This is a genomic window from Bacillus sp. FJAT-27251 (assembly GCF_001273925.1).
Taxonomy (GTDB): domain Bacteria; phylum Bacillota; class Bacilli; order Bacillales; family Cytobacillaceae; genus Mesobacillus_B.
This window is the reverse complement of record NZ_LIGG01000001.1, coordinates 134455-150171: the sequence shown is the minus strand read 5'-3', so window position 1 is coordinate 150171 and position 15717 is coordinate 134455. Positions and strand designations below refer to the sequence as shown.

The window sequence follows — 15717 nt, the reverse complement described above, 5'->3', positions numbered from 1 at the left end:
GTTTGCCCATGCATTTTCTGGGTTGTTTGCATATGAAGTAGGGAAGGCATTTCTACTTTTGAAGGAGGGAACCCGAAATGCATCCTATGATAACACCATACCGAAACAGCAGATTTTTTGGACCAGGCCTTTTATTTGGCGCACCGTTCCTGGGCGGACTGCTTGGCGGATTTTTGGGAGGGGCGCTATTCAGGCCTTATGGATATGGGGCAGGATTTGGCTATGGCGCAGGATTTGGGCCAGGATTTGGCTATGGCGCAGGATTTGGACCGGGATTTGGCTATGGCGCAGGATTTGGACCGGGATTTGGTTATGGAGCAGGATTTGGAGGATATCCTTACTGGTAATAGAAGGAAGGAAAACAGCTCTTCACAGGGAGCTGTTTTTTTCTTGCACTCCTTAAAGGGAAGTGTCCATATCGCGAAAGATGGGTAAAAAATTGAAACCAGTGAAAAAAGGATTTAGGAAGGATATAGCGAACTGTTTAATAATAACCTTATAATATATTCCTCATAACTGGAAAGCTGAGTGAAGGAGAAGATGGCATGGACTTGGATCTCATCATGGGCATTCTCGATGAAAAAGGTTATCTTGGCCTGTTTTTATGGCTCTGGATGGGGATTTTTGGCGTTCCTGTTCCAAATGAGGTGTTTACGCTGACGGTCGGGTTTGCAGCTGCCATGAAAGTGCTTCATCCTGCAGCGGCTTTCCTGGTTACATATGCCGGAATCCTGGCAGCTTTAACAACGCTGTATTTGCTTGGCCGCCTGTTGGGCAGGAGACTGCTGAATTTCATGGAAAAACGGAAACGATTTTCAAAAAGCATCAGCCACTCCCTTGTTTTTATGGAAAAATACCATGCGTTCTCACTCACACTCAGTTATTTCATTCCCGGTGTGAGGAACTTTGTTCCGCTTCTGTATGGGTTTAGTAAACTGCCTTTCCGGGTGTTTGCCCTTTTCTCTTATACAGGGGCGCTAGTGTGGCTCACAATCGTTTTTACGATTGGCTATCTTTTTGGGGACCATAGTGCGATGATTTTAAAATACGGGAAGGAATTTGGGCTCGCTGCCATAGCTGTCTTCTCAGTGCTGGCAATGTGGCTTGTCCGCAGGAAGGTTCGAAGCAGGCCAAGGGCCATTGGAAGATAGGTTGATTACTTTACAGGGGGGACACAAAGGATGGAAAAAACGCTGCTGGAATCATTAGGAATTGAAATTATTGAATTGCAAAAAGGAAGGGTTGTCGCAACCATGCCGGTTGATGACCGTACCCGTCAGCCGTTTGGACTTCTTCATGGCGGGGCATCTGTGGCTCTTGCGGAGACGGTGGCAAGCGTTGGTGCTTATGAGCTTGTCGATAAGGAAAAAGAGGCGGTTGTCGGCCTCGAAATCAACGCCAACCATATCCGCGCGAAGAGGGACGGAATCGTAACAGCTACGGGAACCGCACTTCATCAAGGGAGGACCACCATGGTCTGGGAAATTAAAATAGAAGACGAAGAGTCCAAGCTTGTCTGCGTGTCAAGGTGCACCATTGCGGTGATAAAGCTCAGGTAAGTGAAAAGGATCCGGGAAACATTCCCGGATTTTTTTATTCAGGATGGACAAATTCCTGGACCCAGCGGCTTTTCCTAGTAGGACGTTTCTATTTCAAAAAGGTTTTTCAGCCTGTTCTCATGGAACTTCGCGGGCAATAGTTTCAGCAAAATATTTCGAAGAACGCATAGAAAAGGCTTTTCAAGTTGTGCTGTTTTCCTGAACAGCTTCATTTCCTGCGCCACCTGGCTGGTCCTGGAAAGCCGGTCCTGTTCATATTGCCTGAAAGAATCCTTTAGGGGATGGCCCTGTTTAACCCGCTTGGCGAGGCAGATGCTATCCTCAATGGCCTGCGAAGCTCCCTGGCCCAAATCGGCATGGGCAGCATGCGCGGAATCTCCCAGCAGCAGGATCCTGCCAATCAAATATTGCCGAAGCGGCTCCAGTTCATACAAATCATGTCTGACAATATGTTTATCCTCCGTTTTTTCGAGAATTCTCTGAATATGTTCATGATAGGAGAAAAAATTGAAGAGCAGATCCAGGGAGGCCCATTTTTCGTATGACGCTCCATCGGGGGCGATTTTTTTAATCGCATACCAATACAGCCTCCCATCCGGAAGTGGAACGGTGCCGAAACGCCCCCTAGGCCCCCATGTCTCGGTATACAATGCCCTGGCATCGCAATCGGGGTCAAGGACCCCTCGCCAAGCTGTATATCCAGAGAACTTCAGTTTTATGTCCGGGAGGAGCCTGGAGCGGAGAAATGAATGTTTGCCGTCACAGCCGATGAGATAGTCACAGCTGACGGCGGTTCCATCCTTGAAGATTAAATGGATATTGTGGTCATTGTCCTCAAAGTCGATCAGTTCTTTCTGATAATGGAGAGTGCCGGGTGAGAGTGAAGCTTTAAGGATGGCAAGGAAGTCTTCGGGCAGAATGAACAGGAAAGCAGTAGAGTCCTTTTGTGACCGGCAGTTCAAGTCTGCAATCGACCTGCCCCATTCTGAATAAATAGTGAAGCTGTCTGAACTCACGCCAGCTTTACGAATGTCCGTGCCGACGCCAAGGGCATCTAGGGCTTTTAATGCATTGCCGCCAAGAATAAGCCCGGGACCTGATGACAGGTTGGATTGCGTGCCTTTTTCATAAACTTCCGCCTTTATCCCCCGAATTTGCAAGGCGCGTGCCGTGCACATCCCCCCAATACCTCCGCCAATAATCGCAACCCTTTCGCCAGCCATTTTGTGTTCCTCCCCTCGAAGTTTGCTATCTATACTATACGATGGAAGGAAATAGCATGATGTGGATAAAATTCGAACAATCAGTAAATTCACGTGTTGAATGCAATCTGTCAAAAAATCTTCAAGAAAATAAAAAAGGCTTTCCGAATCCCGTCCATTCGAACGGTCTTCGGAAAGCTCCTTTACAATTAAACCGATTTTCCTTGGTTCACTTTTTTTCGATCCCTTTCAAGCTCATCGGCAACACTTTTATTCCAGAGCTTGACGCCTGAATTGTAGGCCGCCCGGCCAATCAGGTGTCCGGATACCGGAGCCGTCATGAAAATGAACAAAATGGCGAGTACAAGCCGGGAGTTAAAGTGGTCTTCAAAAAAGAGAAAGTAAAACATCGCTCCTAGCAGGATCAGCATGGCTCCCAAAGTGGTCGCTTTGGAAGCGGCATGGTTTCGGGTATAAATATCAGGAAGCCTGATCACCCCGAAGGCGGCCGCCAGAGTCAAAAATGTACCGGAAAGGATAAACACCATGACAATGATTTCATAGATTGCTGTCACGTTCGATGACCACTCCTTTCTCTAGATATTTGGAAAAGGCTACTGTGCCTATGAACGCCAAAATTCCAATCAGCAGGATGATATCCAAAAACGCATTTGTGCGCAGGATGATTGATAAAATGGCAATCACAGCTACTAAAGTGATTCCCAAAGCATCCAGGGCAACGACTCTGTCAGGAATCGTCGGCCCTTTGATGACCCGGTAGATGAGCCCGAACATCGCTACGGTAATCAGGAACAATGCTATGTATAGAAGAGTTTCAAACATTATCGGCTCACCTCCATAATCGCTTTTTCAAACGAATTTTTAATGCTGTTCACCGCATCATTCAAATCATCGATATCGACAGCATGTACATATAGTGTTTTGTTGTCCGGGGACACATCAACAACGAGTGTTCCGGGCGTCAGGGTAATCAGATTGGATAACAGGAGGATTTCCCAGTCCCGCTCCAGCTCAATCGGCAAGGCAAAAATTCCGGGGCGAATATCCAATTTTGGCTTCAGGACAAGCCTGAGTACCGCAAGATTGGATAAAATCAATTCCCTAATGAAAATCAGCACCAGCCGAATGATTGCATAAACGCGCATTAGGTAAAACCGGGTTTGGAAAAATCCCCGGAAGAAAAATAGGATCAGCAGGCCAAAGAAATAGCCCACAATGAATGTCGCCGGAGTGTAGCTGGTTTTCAGGAACATCCATACAAAAGCGAGAACGAAATTCAACAAAATTTGAAATGCCATAGCCACCTACTCCTTTAACACAGCATTGATATAGATTTCCGGATTGCTCAGTGTCTCGGCAGCATTCATGATGACCGGATACAGCGCCTCGGTGCCGAATCCAAATAGAACTGCAAAAACAGTCAGGATKGCTGGTGAAGCCAGCAGCCATTTGACAGGAACTTTTTCCTGGTTTGCATAGGTCTGCGGCTCTCCCCAAAACACATTCATGAAGATTTTCATAGCAGAGAACAGAACGAACAAGCTAGATAAAAGGACAACGGCTGCTCCCCAGTAGTTTCCATTTGCAAAGCCGGATGAGATGATCAGGACCTTGCCGGGGAAACCGCTCAATGGCGGAATTCCAGCCAAAGCAGCCGCTGCGATGAAGAAGGTCCAGGCAAGGGCAGGAAAGCTGTGAATGAGGCCGCCCATTTTCCTCATGTCCGAAGTACCGGTTATTTTAATGACAATGCCTATAAGCAGAAATAAAGTAGCTTTTATATTCATGTCATGAATGATGTAAAAAATGGACCCGGCAAGGGATTCCTGCGTAAACGTTGCAACACCAAAGAGAATGACACCGACGGCTACAATGATGTTATAGATGATGATCTTTTTAATATCGGAAAAGGCGATTGCTCCGATGACGCCCACGATGATTGTAAGAATGGCCAGTACTTCCAAAAGCCCGTGCGTAAAGCCGGTATCCTGGTTAAACAGTAAAGTATAGGTCCTGGCGATGGAGTAGATCCCCACTTTTGTCAACAATGCTCCGAACATGGCCAGTACGGGAGCGGGCGGAGCGTAATAGGACCCGGGAAGCCAGAAGTAAAGCGGGAAAAGTGCACCTTTGGCCCCGAATACTATCAGGAACAAGACAGCAATGACGGTTATGATTCCTGATTGTCCCATCTCAGCAAGCCGTACAGAAATATGTGCCATATTGAGTGACCCAACAACGGAATAAAGGTAACCCACAGCGACAACAAACAATGCTGATGCAATCACGTTCACAAGAAGATACTTGATTGTCTCCCTCAGCTGAATCTTCGTTCCGCCCAACACAAGCAGGACATAGGAAGACATAAGCATGACCTCGAAGAAGACGAACAGGTTAAATATGTCGCCTGTAGTAAAAGCCCCGTTTATTCCTAAAAGCAAGAAGAAGAAGACAGGGTAGTAAAAATGTTCTTCCCGTTCCTTTTCAATATACCGGAAGGAATAAAGCAGACACACAAAACCGATCAGGCTTGTCGTGACGACCAGCAGGGCCGAAAGCATATCAGAAACGAGGGTAATTCCAAAAGGTGCTTCCCAGTTCCCGAGATTCATGGTTTGAATGCCCTCGTTGTATACCGTGGCTGCCAGCCATAGTGAGGCGATGACCATTAGAATGGACCCGGCAGCTGAAATCCAGCGCTGGGCCAGAGTATTTTTAGCAAAGAATATCAGGATAGTCCCGGTAAACAAGGGTATTAGTAACGGTAAGACAATTAGACTATTCATTTCCTTCCTTTCCTCTCATAAGCTCCAAATTATCTGTGCCAAGTTCCTGATAGCTGCGGTAGGCAACTACAAGGAAAAGGGCGGTTATTCCAAAGCTGATAACGATTGCTGTCAGAATCAATGCTTGCGGGAGCGGGTCGGTATAGGATTCAGCATTTTGGCCGAGAAGGGGAGCTGCTCCGGTCTTCAGGCCGCCCATGGTCAAAATTAGCAGATGGGCTCCATGGCTGAGCAATCCTGTTCCGACAATTACTCTCAGCAAGCTTTTGGAAAGCATGAGATATGTCGCAGACATAAAGAGAATTCCAATCAGTACAGACATGACTATCTCCATTATTCACTCTCTCCAATCGTTTGAATAATGGTCATCGTGGTTCCGATGACGACGAGGTACACACCAATGTCAAACAAGACCGCTGTATGAAGCGATGTTTCTCCCAGCAGCGGAAGGTCTACATAGGTGAACCAGTGCGTTAGCAGCGGCTTTCCGAATAATAGCCCCCCGGCAGCTGTGCCGGCGGCAAACAAGAGGCCGACCGCTACCACCTTTTTATAATCGAATGGCAGGGCTTTTGACACTGTTTTTATATCGTAAGCCAGCAGCAGGAGAACAATTGCCCCCGACGTCATCAGGCCTCCGATAAACCCGCCGCCCGGCTCATAGTGCCCGGCAAAAAACATATAGATGGAAAACAAAACGATGACAAACAACAATACCTTTGTTGCAGTCTGCAAAATGAGATTATTTGTTTTCATCATTGTTCTCTCCCCCTTGTCATACGCAGCTTAATCAGGGAGTAGATTCCTAAAGCGGCGATTCCCAGAACGGCGATTTCAAACAGTGTATCAAATCCCCGGAAATCAACGAGCGTCACGTTGACCATGTTTTCCCCGGCTGCTTTTTTATAAGTATTCTCAATATAGTATTGGGAAATGGAATCAAACATTTTACTGCTATGCGCCGAAAGGGCAATGAGCGTAACAATGGTTCCAACACCAATCGAGATGACGAGGTTCCCAACTTTAAAACGCTTATCTTCTACATTTTTGCCGAGCTTCGGCAAGTGATAAAAGGCCAGCAGGAATAGCGCTACCGATACCGTTTCAATCACCAGCTGGGTCAAGGCCAGGTCCGGCGCCCTGAAGACTACATAAAAGAGGGAAACGGAATAACCGACAGCTCCCAATAAAATGATCGCCGAAAGTCTTGATTTGGCAAACAGCACGGAAATGGCGGCAACAGCTGTTATCACGGCTAGCACCAGCTCAAACGCACGGATTTCGGCCACATTGGACATATCCAATACAAAAGCATCCTTCAGGAACAAGGTGATTCCCAGGCTCAAGATGAAGAAGGTGAAAATATAAAACAGATACGAGCGGATCGACCCTGTCATATAAGCGCCTGTCAACTTACCGGCACCTCGCTGGATGTTCTCCAGTCCCTTGTCGTAGAACGAATTCAGGGAAAAACGTTCTGGCATGCGGTTGTATATGCCTGCCCATTTTGGCATGAATTTATAAAGCAGGATACCCGCCAGGATGACGCCGATAGTCATAAACAATTCCGGAGAAAGACCGTGCCAATGGTAGATATGCACATCAAAATCCTGGCCGGCTGCCAGCAGCGGCGGAAGGATGGAAGCCATGACAGATTCAATCAACGGGGCGACGAGGTTCGGAAACAACCCGATAATGACAACCAAAGAAACAAGAATGACCGGTGAAATCAGCATCCCGATCGGTGCTTCATGAGGTTTTACCTCCAGCTTTTCAGGCTGGAATTTTCCTGTGAATGTTTTGAACACAATAATCATGCTGTACAGGAACGTAAATACGCTTGCGACCCAGGCAACAATCGGGAAGAGCAAACCAAGGCTTTCCATATTGAACAGTCCGATTTCCTGGGCGCGGAGCATGCCGGTAAAAAACATTTCCTTACTCAGGAATCCATTGAATGGCGGAAGGCCGGCCATTGAAAAGGAACCGATCAATGCCAGTGTAAACGTGATAGGCATAACCGTCATCAACCCGCCCAGCCTGCGGATGTCACGCGTACCGGTTTCATGATCGACAATTCCGACCACCATGAACAAACTTCCCTTGAATGTTGCATGATTGATTAAATGGAATACCGCAGCTGTGACGGCAACAGCAAAATAGCCATCTTCCATCTCGGGGAAATGGAGTGCTGCTGCTCCCACACCAAGCAGGGACATAATCAAGCCAAGCTGACTGATGGTGGAGTAGGCAAGGATTCCTTTCAGGTCGGTATGCTTAACTGCCGAGAAGGAGCCCCAGAACAAGGTCAACAGGCCGATGCCTCCAACCAGCCAAATCCACAGGCCTTCGTAAGCGAAGACAGGAGTCAGCCTGGCAACCAGGTAAATTCCTGCTTTTACCATCGTAGCCGAGTGCAGGTACGCACTGACTGGAGTCGGTGCTTCCATCGCATCGGGCAGCCAGATATGGAATGGGAACTGGGCCGATTTTGTGAATGCGCCAAGCAGGATACAAATCAAGGCAGGGATGAACAGGGAGTGTCCGACAATATCGCCAGCCATGGCGACTGTAGCCGAAATGCTGAACGTTCCGGTCATCAGGTAGAGGAGAATGATTCCTCCGAGCATGGCCAAACCGCCAAATACGGTAATCAGCATCGATTTTTGCGCTCCGTAGCGAGAACGTTCACGATGGTTCCAATAGCCGATCAGCAGGAAAGACGAGAAGCTGGTCAATTCCCAAAAGGCATACAGGACGATAAAGTTGTCGGAGAGGACCACTCCGAGCATTGCTCCCATAAATAGAAGCAAAAAAACATAAAACTGGTTAAGCTTTTCCTTTTCCATGGAAAGGTAGTAAATGGAATAAAGGACAACGAGGGAACCGATGCCAGTAATCAGAAGGGCAAATAGGAGACCCAGCCCGTCTACTCTCACGCTGAAATCAATTCCCAGGGATGGAATCCATGCCAATGTTTCCATGATGGCTTGTCCGCCTATTGCGTCCCCAAAAAAGGACAGGAAATAGGCGAACAGGGCAACAGGAAGCGGCAGCAGAAACCAGCCGGTATGGATTTTTGAAACTGTCTTATGTACTAATGGAATGAATAGTGCCAATATTAATGGAGAAATAATGGCAAGATGAAGCAAAGACAAGTACATAACCTCCTTTAAATGCAATAGTAAATTCGTCCTGCTTAAGACTCTCCGTTTATTTTAACCAAAGCTGGCTTTGGCAAACAGCGCAGGAATCATTCCTCACCTAGCGTTCCAAACACATTATACCGTAAAATCCAGAAGCCATGCATGCTCGACTGCTCAGACGCCAAGAAGTATAAAAGGCACGCCAAAACGGCACCCTATAGGTGGAGGGATGTGCCATGGTTAAAAAAGTCACCGCTTGCCTTTCGGTCTTTTTCATGCTGCTGGCAGGTGCCTTTGTGCTTGATCGGCAAAACAGCGGCACAGAAGGACCAGCTGACGGCGGCCCAATGTTCCAAATCCAGCAGGCTGGTGCCGTCGAAGCAGAAGAAGAAGAAAGGCCGAGAGTCTTTGCGCCAAGGGAGTATGTCAAAATCGTTTCTCCCGAATAACACCAAAAAGAGGGTGAACCAAGTTCAGCCTCTTTTTTTATACGTCCAAGTCTGTAAAAGGTTCTATAATTCTTTGAAAAATTTGTAGAAAAATTTTTTTGTGTCCACCTAAAAAATGCAGAAAAGTAAAAAAACTAACCCCATTTCGTGATATAATAGTAAAAATATATTGCAAGTGCTGCTGGGCAAAAGTATTGAGGAAAGTTGGGAGAAAATGAAGGAAAAGGAACGGGCGATCTTTATTGACTTTGAATTTACCATGCCTGACCGCCACAGCAAGAGAAGGGGTTTCTACCAGGAGATTATTGAAGCGGGAATTGTCCTGGTGGAAAAAGGGCAAATCATTGAGCAGTTTTCTTCCTTTGTTGTGCCAGTCCGCTTCCCGGTATTGACCGAGAGATGCAGGTCATTTTTGAATATCACCCAAAAGCAGGTGGATGGGGGCATTTCTTTCCACGAGCTGGTTCTTAAATTAAAGGCACTGGAAAGTCAGCGTCCAGGCTTGGTCATTACGTGGGGAAACATGGACATGAAGGTGCTTCGCCACAATTGCCAGCAGGCCGGAGCCGAGTTTCCGCTTAATGGCCGTGAAGTGGATCTCTCAATGGAGTATAAGCGGTTCTTTGGGGACCAAAACCAGACGGGACTCTGGAAGGCGGTACAGGAGTATGGCCGTGAAGGGACAGGAAGGCATCATCGGGCGCTTGACGATGCGCTGACCACCTACCATATTTACAAGCTGGTCGAAAAGGATAAGCAATATTTGCAAAAGCCGCAGCCTACAACGATTGGAGACAGAGTCGACTTTTCAAAGCTGTTCAATAAATTCGCCTAAAAAGCCAGACCACTCTCCTGAGCAATCTGGCTTTTTTGGTGCGTTTTCCGCCCCAACGGCTCTGATTCCTATTTGAAATAGTCTTTCTCAAGGCTCTCGATGCACTTTAGGCTGGCAGCGGCCCACGGAGAGGAATCCTCCTCGAGAGGCTCCTTAAAACGGGTGACAGCTTCCCTCAACGATTCCTGGTAATCTGGCATCCCGCCATCCAAAGGTTTCACCATTTTCCTCGGAATGTTCGCCTGCTCTCGGAAGGCAAGGGCCCTGCGCTCATGGAAGAAGCTCACTTCCGCTTCCCGGGGGTTATGCAGGTCTCCTTGCATCGGGTGCTTTAAGACCGCCAGGATACGGACAAGGTAATGCTCAGGCCGGATATCGGTGACTTCGCCTGCATATTTCCCGGTTTTGTATATCGCTGTTACATAGTCACCTATCTTGATTTCACTCATGCTACTCTCTCCTCTCATGTAAAAAACGACTGGATATTATAGCCATCCTCGTTTATATTATGGAGCATAGTATGGCAAAAACAAAGCGGGAGCCCGGGGCTTTCGCAAAAACATTGGAGGAAGACAGGATGAAACAACTATTGCTGTTAGTATTGTCCMTTGTGCTGCTGGCAGGCTGCGGGACAAGCGGCGAAAAAAACACGGAGGAAGCCGGGTCAGGTACGGGCACGGATCCAGAGGAAAAAGTGGTGGTGTCTGGAGGTTTCCCTCAGCTTTCACCGGAAGTGGGTGACAATGAAAGGCTTGTGGAGATAAAGACATCGCATGGTGCCGTAAAGATTAAACTGTTTCCCGAACATGCCCCAAAGGCTGTTGAAAATTTTATCACCCACAGTGAAAATGGCTATTACGATGGCTTGATTTTCCATAGGGTCATTAAAGGCTTCATGATACAGGGAGGAGACCCTGAAGGAACAGGAATGGGCGGAGAGAGCATATACGGAGAACCTTTTGAAAACGAAATTTCGCCAAACCTCTACCACCTTCGCGGGGCCTTGTCGATGGCCAATGCCGGACCGGATACAAATGGCAGCCAGTTTTTCATCGTGCAGAGCAGCTCCCTCAATGGCGGACTGCAGGGCTATCCCGATGAGATTGCCGAGGCCTACAAGGAAAATGGAGGAACGCCTCACCTTGATACAGCCCATACCGTCTTTGGCCAGGTCATTGAAGGAATGGAAGTCATCGATGAAATTGCAGAGGTGGAAACGGGGGCAGGGGACAAGCCTGTTGAGGATGTTGTGATTGAATCGATCAGCGTCATCGATTAAGGGAAAGCTGGGGGTTGTGGCTTGGAATACGGAATGTCCGGGCGTATAATAAGGAGAATAAAGGACTGACGTCATAAAGGAAGGAAGTTTATATGAATTGGTTCGTTTTGTCGTTGTTTCTATATTTTCCGCAAGATAAATCGGAATACCTGCCAGCCGCCTTGTGGCTGATTGCTTTTACCATACTCGCCTTACTTACAATGAAATTTGTCATCCGCCACTCCAAAAAGGAGGCGGAGAAAGCAAGGGAATATGAAAAAGCGCTCCAGCGGCAAATGGCTGAGAGCGAGAATAAATGATACAAAAAACGAAGGTGTCCCAAAAGGCACCTTCGTTTTTCATTAAGTGAATGAAATCTTCAGCCGATTTAGGCCTTCCCTTAATATTTCGCGAGGACAGGCGAGATTCATCCTCACAAACCCTTCTCCCCCCGGTCCGTATCCAGTGCCAAAGTTGAGCCCCAGTTTGCCTTTTTTAAGGAGGCGTTCCTTGATTTCCTCGTCAGACCMCCCGGTTTGCCGGCAATCGAGCCACAAAAGATAGGTCGCCTCAGGAATCACAGGCTTAATATCCGGCAGTTCCGCTTTAATAAAGGAAACGGCTTCGTCGGTATTTTCCTTCAGGTGCACTAGAAGCTCCTCAAGCCAGGGTTCTCCATGAAGGTAAGCCGCTTCCATGGCTGTAATCCCGAATACATTAAGAGAGAAAAATCCCTGCATCTTTTGCTGCTCGGTGAATTTCCGGCGAAGCTCCTTATCCGGAATGACAACGGCTGATGACTGAAGGCCTGCTATATTGAAGGTTTTGCTAGGCGCAATGCCGGTCAGCACAATTTTTTTGTACTCTTCTTTTATAGAGGCAATCGGGATATGCTTGTTTGGCTTGAAGACAAGGTCAGAATGGATTTCATCTGCCAGGATGAGGCATCCATATTGCAGGCATAAATCGCCAATTCTGACCAGTTCCTCCTCCCGCCATACCCGGCCGCCCGGATTATGCGGGTTGCACAGCAGGAAGAGCTTTACGCCATCTTTAAGCTGCTGTTCAAAATCCTCGAAATCAATTTCATAGGTGTCATCAATCAGCTTCAGCTGGGAATTGACGACCGTCCTGCCATTAACCTTTGCCATGTCAAAAAAAGGCGTATAAACAGGTGATTGGAGCATGACCTTGTCACCCGGGTCGGTATAGGCCTGGATTGCGAGCGCGATGGTTGGCACTACACCGGGGCTGTAAACAATCCAGGAGGGGTCGATATCCCAGCCATGGCGTTTCTTTTGCCAGCCCGCCACAGCCTCACCCGCCTCCTGGCGCACAAAGGTATAACCATAAATACCATGGTCGACACGGTTTTTTATGGCCTCTACAACCTCCCTGGGCGGGAGGAAATCCATGTCTGCCACCCACATCGGCAGAACATCTTCATCGCCGAAAACCTGCTTTACCATCTCCCATTTAACGGATGCCGTACTTTTCCTGTCAATATTTTGATTGAAATCATAACTTCCCATTCTTCCACCATCCCAAGTCATTATAAATTGCACTATCTTCATGATAAAGTAGATGATCAAAAAAGTGAAAAAATACAGTCATGGCTACTCCAGGACTTAATTTGAGGCTTATTCAAATCCTGAATGAATGTCAGCTGTTTGTTTGATGAAGAGGTGCTCCAATAAATTTCCGAATGTGGCTGGCAACTTCTTCGGGCCGTTCTTCAGGCACGAGATGCCCTGTATCTTCAAGGACGATGAGGTTTGCCTGTGGAAGGTCACGTGCAAGCTGTTTACCGACGCTTAAAGGAACGACTTTGTCATGTTCTCCCCAGATCAGCAAACATGGAGTCTGGATCTGCTGAAGAGCCTCGTGGGGAAGGTCTCCTTCCCTATCGCGAATCATCCTTGTCAACCCCTTGAAAATCCCATTGTCCATGAAGGGGGCCAAATACCCCTCCCTCATTTCATCATCAATCAAAGAATGGTCATGGACCACATTCCTCAAGTTTTTTTCCACTCCCGAACGCCCGAGGTGATATTTGACATAAAGGTGGAATAATGGCAAACGGCTGCTTAGCATCAATGCCCGTCCAGCAGGCTTCAGATACCCTGAACTGCACAGGAGTACCGCTTTCCTGGCCTTGCCCGAAAAATGGTGGAGGATGTTCAACGCGATTTGTCCACCCATTGAATGCCCAATTACGGTGTATGTGGAGATGTTCAGGCCGTCCATTAGCTCGGTAAGTGTCCTAGCCAGATTTTTATAGGAATATTCATAGCTTGTTCTCTTCCCGCTTTTGCCAAAGGGAGGCAGGTCGACGCTTATCACGCTGTAGTCCTCTTTTAAAAGCGGTACCAGATGCCTGAAGCTGAAGAGGGAGGAGAGAAAGCCATGGATAAGGACAATCGTTTCCCTAGGAGCAGGGTGTTGATAATACTCGTAATAAATGTCGATTCCTGACACTGTCTTGCTTGCTGCAAAGCTGTTTGCTGCCATTGTGACCACTCCTGATTATGAACTATCCCTTACTTTTCCCCACTTACAAACATTTACACTTACAGTAACCCTTGCTATCGCACCAGGAAAAAGGATAAATATCCATAATCTCCTGCTATCGCTCTTTCAGACAATTTTGATATAATAGTTGTATTTTAAAGCTGAGGAGGATTTTATGCAGCTCACTGCCAAGGAATTAGAAGTTGTAGAAATTGTTGAAAAGAATTCGCGAATCTCCAATGAGGACCTTGCCGCCATGTCAGGCCTTGCAATAGAAGAAACAGAAGAAATCCTGGGAAAACTGGAGCAGCTCAAGGTGATTGTCAGGTATACGTCGGTGATCGACTGGTCCAAAATCGAAGGTCATGAAGGAGTGACGGCGATGATTGATGTCAAGGTCACTCCGAAGCGAGGGGTTGGATTTGATGACATTGCCAAGCGGATCTACCGCTTTCCGGAAGTGAGATCCGTTTACCTTATGTCAGGCGCCTATGACCTGTCCGTCATCATTGAAGGAAAGTCGATGAACGATGTGGCAAGGTTTGTATCGCAAAAGCTTTCCACACTTGATTCCGTCATCTCCACAACGACTCATTTCATTCTGAAAAAATACAAGCATGACGGCACCATTTTCGAGCCGGAAGAGGACGATAAACGGATAGTGGTGTCACCCTAATGAAAACGACCAAAAGCTACTTATCTCGAACAGTTGAAGAATTAAAACCATCAGGAATCCGCCGCTTTTTTGACCTTGCTTCCGGAATGGAGGGAGTTATTTCGCTTGGGGTTGGAGAACCGGATTTCGTTACCCCCTGGAGCGTGCGCGAAGCGGCGATTCTGTCACTTGAACAGGGATACACCTCGTATACGGCCAATGCCGGGCTTTTGGAGCTTCGACAGGAAATCGCCTCCTACCTTTTAAACTCCTTTCAGGCAGCCTACAAGCCTGAAAGCGAAATCATCGTAACCGTAGGGGCCAGCCAGGCGATTGATATCGCTTTGAGGTCGATTCTTGACCCGGGGGACGAAGTGATCATCGTGGAGCCATGCTTTGTCTCCTATAGTCCGCTTGTCGTCCTTGCCGGGGGAAAGCCGGTGCATGTACAGGCTGCCAAAGACAATGGCTTTAAAATTGCAGGAGACACATTGAAGGCAGCGATTACGGATAAAACAAAAGCAATCATGATCTGTTCCCCGAATAACCCTACTGGAACATTGCTGGAGGAAGATGATTTGCGGGAAATCGCCGCTATTGCGAAAGAACATGACCTTCTCGTCTTATCGGATGAAATTTATGCTGAGCTGGCTTATGATGGGGCCTATACGAGCATGGCTGCCATCGAAGGCATGAGGGAGAGGACCATCCTTGTTTCCGGTTTCTCAAAAGGATTCGCCATGACCGGCTGGCGCCTCGGCTTTGTCTGTGCTCCACAATACATTGCAGAGGCCATGCTGAAAGTTCACCAGTACGGGATGATGTGCGCACCGACCATGGCCCAATATGCGGGCCTCGAAGCATTAAGAAGCGGAAGCAGTGATGTGGAGGAAATGCGGAAAAGCTACCGCCGCCGCCGAAACTATATGGTCAGTTCGTTCAATGAAATGGGCCTGGACTGCCATCTTCCCGGCGGGGCTTTCTATGTGTTTCCGTCCATCCAGGCAACCGGTTTGACCTCGGAGCAATTTGCGGAACAGCTGCTGATGGAAGAAAAGGTGGCCGTTGTCCCCGGAAACGTCTTTGGCGAAAGCGGGGAGGGCTATATCCGCTGTTCCTATGCGACTTCAATGGAGCAGCTGCAGGAGGCCGTCAGGAGAATCCGGAGCTTCCTCGAGAAAAACACAAAATAAAAAGAGGGCAGCCATGGTTGGCTGCCCTTTAAAAAGGGGGAATACTAGAAAGCCTTATGATAAAAGGATTTCCACATCCACTCTTTTTATACATTGCAAGGA

The 15717-nt window shown here is 47.7% G+C and carries 20 protein-coding genes; 9 read left to right on the top strand and 11 right to left on the bottom strand.

The window, feature by feature from the left end:
• The first annotated feature begins 77 nt into the window (after positions 1-77).
• From ADU22_RS00750 to ADU22_RS00740, 3 genes are all read left to right on the top strand, one after another.
• The gene (locus ADU22_RS00750) at positions 78-347 is read left to right on the top strand and encodes a hypothetical protein (protein WP_156324282.1); all 270 of its coding nucleotides are present in this window, start codon (positions 78-80) and stop codon (positions 345-347) included.
• Between the two features lie 198 nt (positions 348-545).
• Positions 546-1151 (top strand): DedA family protein, encoded by a 606-nt coding sequence (locus ADU22_RS00745; protein WP_053360439.1) that lies wholly within the window; start codon positions 546-548, stop codon positions 1149-1151.
• A 30-nt stretch (positions 1152-1181) separates the two neighbouring features.
• Positions 1182-1559, top strand: a complete 378-nt coding sequence (locus ADU22_RS00740) for a hotdog fold thioesterase (protein ID WP_053360438.1) — start codon at positions 1182-1184, stop codon at positions 1557-1559.
• A 74-nt stretch (positions 1560-1633) separates the two neighbouring features.
• On the opposite strand, the gene ADU22_RS00735 is transcribed toward ADU22_RS00740, so the two are convergent.
• From ADU22_RS00735 to ADU22_RS00700, 8 genes are all read right to left on the bottom strand, one after another.
• Positions 1634-2782 carry an FAD-dependent monooxygenase gene (locus ADU22_RS00735; protein ID WP_053360437.1) on the bottom strand — a complete coding sequence of 383 codons (1149 nt, stop codon included), beginning with the start codon at positions 2780-2782 and terminating at the stop codon, positions 1634-1636.
• Between the two features lie 188 nt (positions 2783-2970).
• On the bottom strand, positions 2971-3336 hold the full coding sequence (gene mnhG, locus ADU22_RS00730) for a monovalent cation/H(+) antiporter subunit G (RefSeq protein WP_082252750.1): 366 nt from the start codon (positions 3334-3336) through the stop codon (positions 2971-2973).
• Positions 3320-3604 carry a Na(+)/H(+) antiporter subunit F1 gene (locus ADU22_RS00725; RefSeq protein ID WP_053360436.1) on the bottom strand — a complete coding sequence of 95 codons (285 nt, stop codon included), beginning with the start codon at positions 3602-3604 and terminating at the stop codon, positions 3320-3322. The genes mnhG and ADU22_RS00725 overlap by 17 nt, the downstream gene beginning before the upstream one ends.
• Positions 3604-4080: a Na+/H+ antiporter subunit E gene (locus ADU22_RS00720; RefSeq protein ID WP_053360435.1), complete on the bottom strand. Its 477-nt coding sequence runs from the start codon at positions 4078-4080 to the stop codon at positions 3604-3606. Before ADU22_RS00720 ends, ADU22_RS00725 begins: the two co-directional genes overlap by 1 nt.
• A gap of 6 nt (positions 4081-4086) precedes the next feature.
• Positions 4087-5568: a Na+/H+ antiporter subunit D gene (locus tag ADU22_RS00715; protein ID WP_053360434.1), complete on the bottom strand. Its 1482-nt coding sequence runs from the start codon at positions 5566-5568 to the stop codon at positions 4087-4089.
• Positions 5561-5902, bottom strand: a complete 342-nt coding sequence (locus ADU22_RS00710) for a Na(+)/H(+) antiporter subunit C (protein ID WP_053360433.1) — start codon at positions 5900-5902, stop codon at positions 5561-5563. The genes ADU22_RS00715 and ADU22_RS00710 overlap by 8 nt, the downstream gene beginning before the upstream one ends.
• A complete protein-coding gene (locus ADU22_RS00705; RefSeq protein WP_053364411.1) occupies positions 5902-6324 on the bottom strand; it encodes a Na(+)/H(+) antiporter subunit B in 423 nt (140 codons plus the stop codon). The genes ADU22_RS00710 and ADU22_RS00705 overlap by 1 nt, the downstream gene beginning before the upstream one ends.
• The gene (locus ADU22_RS00700) at positions 6324-8726 is read right to left on the bottom strand and encodes a Na+/H+ antiporter subunit A (RefSeq protein WP_053360432.1); all 2403 of its coding nucleotides are present in this window, start codon (positions 8724-8726) and stop codon (positions 6324-6326) included. Before ADU22_RS00700 ends, ADU22_RS00705 begins: the two co-directional genes overlap by 1 nt.
• A gap of 224 nt (positions 8727-8950) precedes the next feature.
• Between ADU22_RS00700 and ADU22_RS00695 the strand changes: the two genes are divergently transcribed.
• Together ADU22_RS00695 and kapD are read left to right on the top strand one after the other, a co-directional pair.
• Positions 8951-9163, top strand: a complete 213-nt coding sequence (locus tag ADU22_RS00695) for a hypothetical protein (RefSeq protein ID WP_053360431.1) — start codon at positions 8951-8953, stop codon at positions 9161-9163.
• Positions 9164-9377: 214 nt separating this feature from the next.
• A complete protein-coding gene (gene kapD, locus ADU22_RS00690) occupies positions 9378-9998 on the top strand; it encodes a 3'-5' exonuclease KapD (protein WP_053360430.1) in 621 nt (206 codons plus the stop codon).
• A 68-nt stretch (positions 9999-10066) separates the two neighbouring features.
• Here kapD and kapB read toward each other — a convergent pair whose 3' ends face one another.
• Positions 10067-10447, bottom strand: coding sequence for a kinase-associated lipoprotein KapB (kapB, locus tag ADU22_RS00685; RefSeq protein WP_053360429.1), 381 nt, complete (start codon positions 10445-10447; stop codon positions 10067-10069).
• A 128-nt stretch (positions 10448-10575) separates the two neighbouring features.
• Between kapB and ADU22_RS00680 the strand changes: the two genes are divergently transcribed.
• A complete protein-coding gene (locus tag ADU22_RS00680) occupies positions 10576-11277 on the top strand; it encodes a peptidylprolyl isomerase (RefSeq protein ID WP_053364410.1) in 702 nt (233 codons plus the stop codon).
• A 92-nt stretch (positions 11278-11369) separates the two neighbouring features.
• Entirely contained in the window at positions 11370-11576 is a 207-nt protein-coding gene (locus tag ADU22_RS00675; protein WP_053360428.1) for a hypothetical protein, read from the top strand.
• A gap of 42 nt (positions 11577-11618) precedes the next feature.
• Here the strand turns inward: ADU22_RS00675 and ADU22_RS00670 are convergent, their stop codons facing one another.
• Together ADU22_RS00670 and ADU22_RS00665 are read right to left on the bottom strand one after the other, a co-directional pair.
• The gene (locus ADU22_RS00670) at positions 11619-12788 is read right to left on the bottom strand and encodes a MalY/PatB family protein (protein WP_053360427.1); all 1170 of its coding nucleotides are present in this window, start codon (positions 12786-12788) and stop codon (positions 11619-11621) included.
• 130 nt (positions 12789-12918) lie between these two features.
• Positions 12919-13767 carry an alpha/beta fold hydrolase gene (locus tag ADU22_RS00665; protein WP_053360426.1) on the bottom strand — a complete coding sequence of 283 codons (849 nt, stop codon included), beginning with the start codon at positions 13765-13767 and terminating at the stop codon, positions 12919-12921.
• A gap of 175 nt (positions 13768-13942) precedes the next feature.
• Here ADU22_RS00665 and ADU22_RS00660 point away from each other — a divergent pair, with 175 nt between their 5' ends.
• Positions 13943-14443 carry an Lrp/AsnC family transcriptional regulator gene (locus ADU22_RS00660; RefSeq protein ID WP_053360425.1) on the top strand — a complete coding sequence of 167 codons (501 nt, stop codon included), beginning with the start codon at positions 13943-13945 and terminating at the stop codon, positions 14441-14443.
• The gene (locus tag ADU22_RS00655) at positions 14443-15615 is read left to right on the top strand and encodes an aminotransferase (protein WP_053360424.1); all 1173 of its coding nucleotides are present in this window, start codon (positions 14443-14445) and stop codon (positions 15613-15615) included. Before ADU22_RS00660 ends, ADU22_RS00655 begins: the two co-directional genes overlap by 1 nt.
• Positions 15616-15717 lie beyond the last annotated feature (102 nt).

Excerpts from the sequence above, each read along its gene's own strand:
- ADU22_RS00750 (WP_156324282.1), top strand. The coding sequence starts at position 78 with ATGCATCCTATGATAACACCATACCGAAACAGCAGATTTTTTGGACCA.
- ADU22_RS00745 (WP_053360439.1), top strand. The coding sequence starts at position 546 with ATGGACTTGGATCTCATCATGGGCATTCTCGATGAAAAAGGTTATCTT.
- ADU22_RS00740 (WP_053360438.1), top strand. The coding sequence starts at position 1,182 with ATGGAAAAAACGCTGCTGGAATCATTAGGAATTGAAATTATTGAATTG.
- ADU22_RS00735 (WP_053360437.1), bottom strand. The coding sequence starts at position 2,782 with ATGGCTGGCGAAAGGGTTGCGATTATTGGCGGAGGTATTGGGGGGATG.
- ADU22_RS00725 (WP_053360436.1), bottom strand. The coding sequence starts at position 3,604 with ATGTTTGAAACTCTTCTATACATAGCATTGTTCCTGATTACCGTAGCG.
- ADU22_RS00720 (WP_053360435.1), bottom strand. The coding sequence starts at position 4,080 with ATGGCATTTCAAATTTTGTTGAATTTCGTTCTCGCTTTTGTATGGATG.
- ADU22_RS00710 (WP_053360433.1), bottom strand. The coding sequence starts at position 5,902 with ATGGAGATAGTCATGTCTGTACTGATTGGAATTCTCTTTATGTCTGCG.
- ADU22_RS00705 (WP_053364411.1), bottom strand. The coding sequence starts at position 6,324 with ATGAAAACAAATAATCTCATTTTGCAGACTGCAACAAAGGTATTGTTG.
- ADU22_RS00695 (WP_053360431.1), top strand. The coding sequence starts at position 8,951 with ATGGTTAAAAAAGTCACCGCTTGCCTTTCGGTCTTTTTCATGCTGCTG.
- kapD (WP_053360430.1), top strand. The coding sequence starts at position 9,378 with ATGAAGGAAAAGGAACGGGCGATCTTTATTGACTTTGAATTTACCATG.
- kapB (WP_053360429.1), bottom strand. The coding sequence starts at position 10,447 with ATGAGTGAAATCAAGATAGGTGACTATGTAACAGCGATATACAAAACC.
- ADU22_RS00675 (WP_053360428.1), top strand. The coding sequence starts at position 11,370 with ATGAATTGGTTCGTTTTGTCGTTGTTTCTATATTTTCCGCAAGATAAA.
- ADU22_RS00665 (WP_053360426.1), bottom strand. The coding sequence starts at position 13,767 with ATGGCAGCAAACAGCTTTGCAGCAAGCAAGACAGTGTCAGGAATCGAC.
- ADU22_RS00660 (WP_053360425.1), top strand. The coding sequence starts at position 13,943 with ATGCAGCTCACTGCCAAGGAATTAGAAGTTGTAGAAATTGTTGAAAAG.
- ADU22_RS00655 (WP_053360424.1), top strand. The coding sequence starts at position 14,443 with ATGAAAACGACCAAAAGCTACTTATCTCGAACAGTTGAAGAATTAAAA.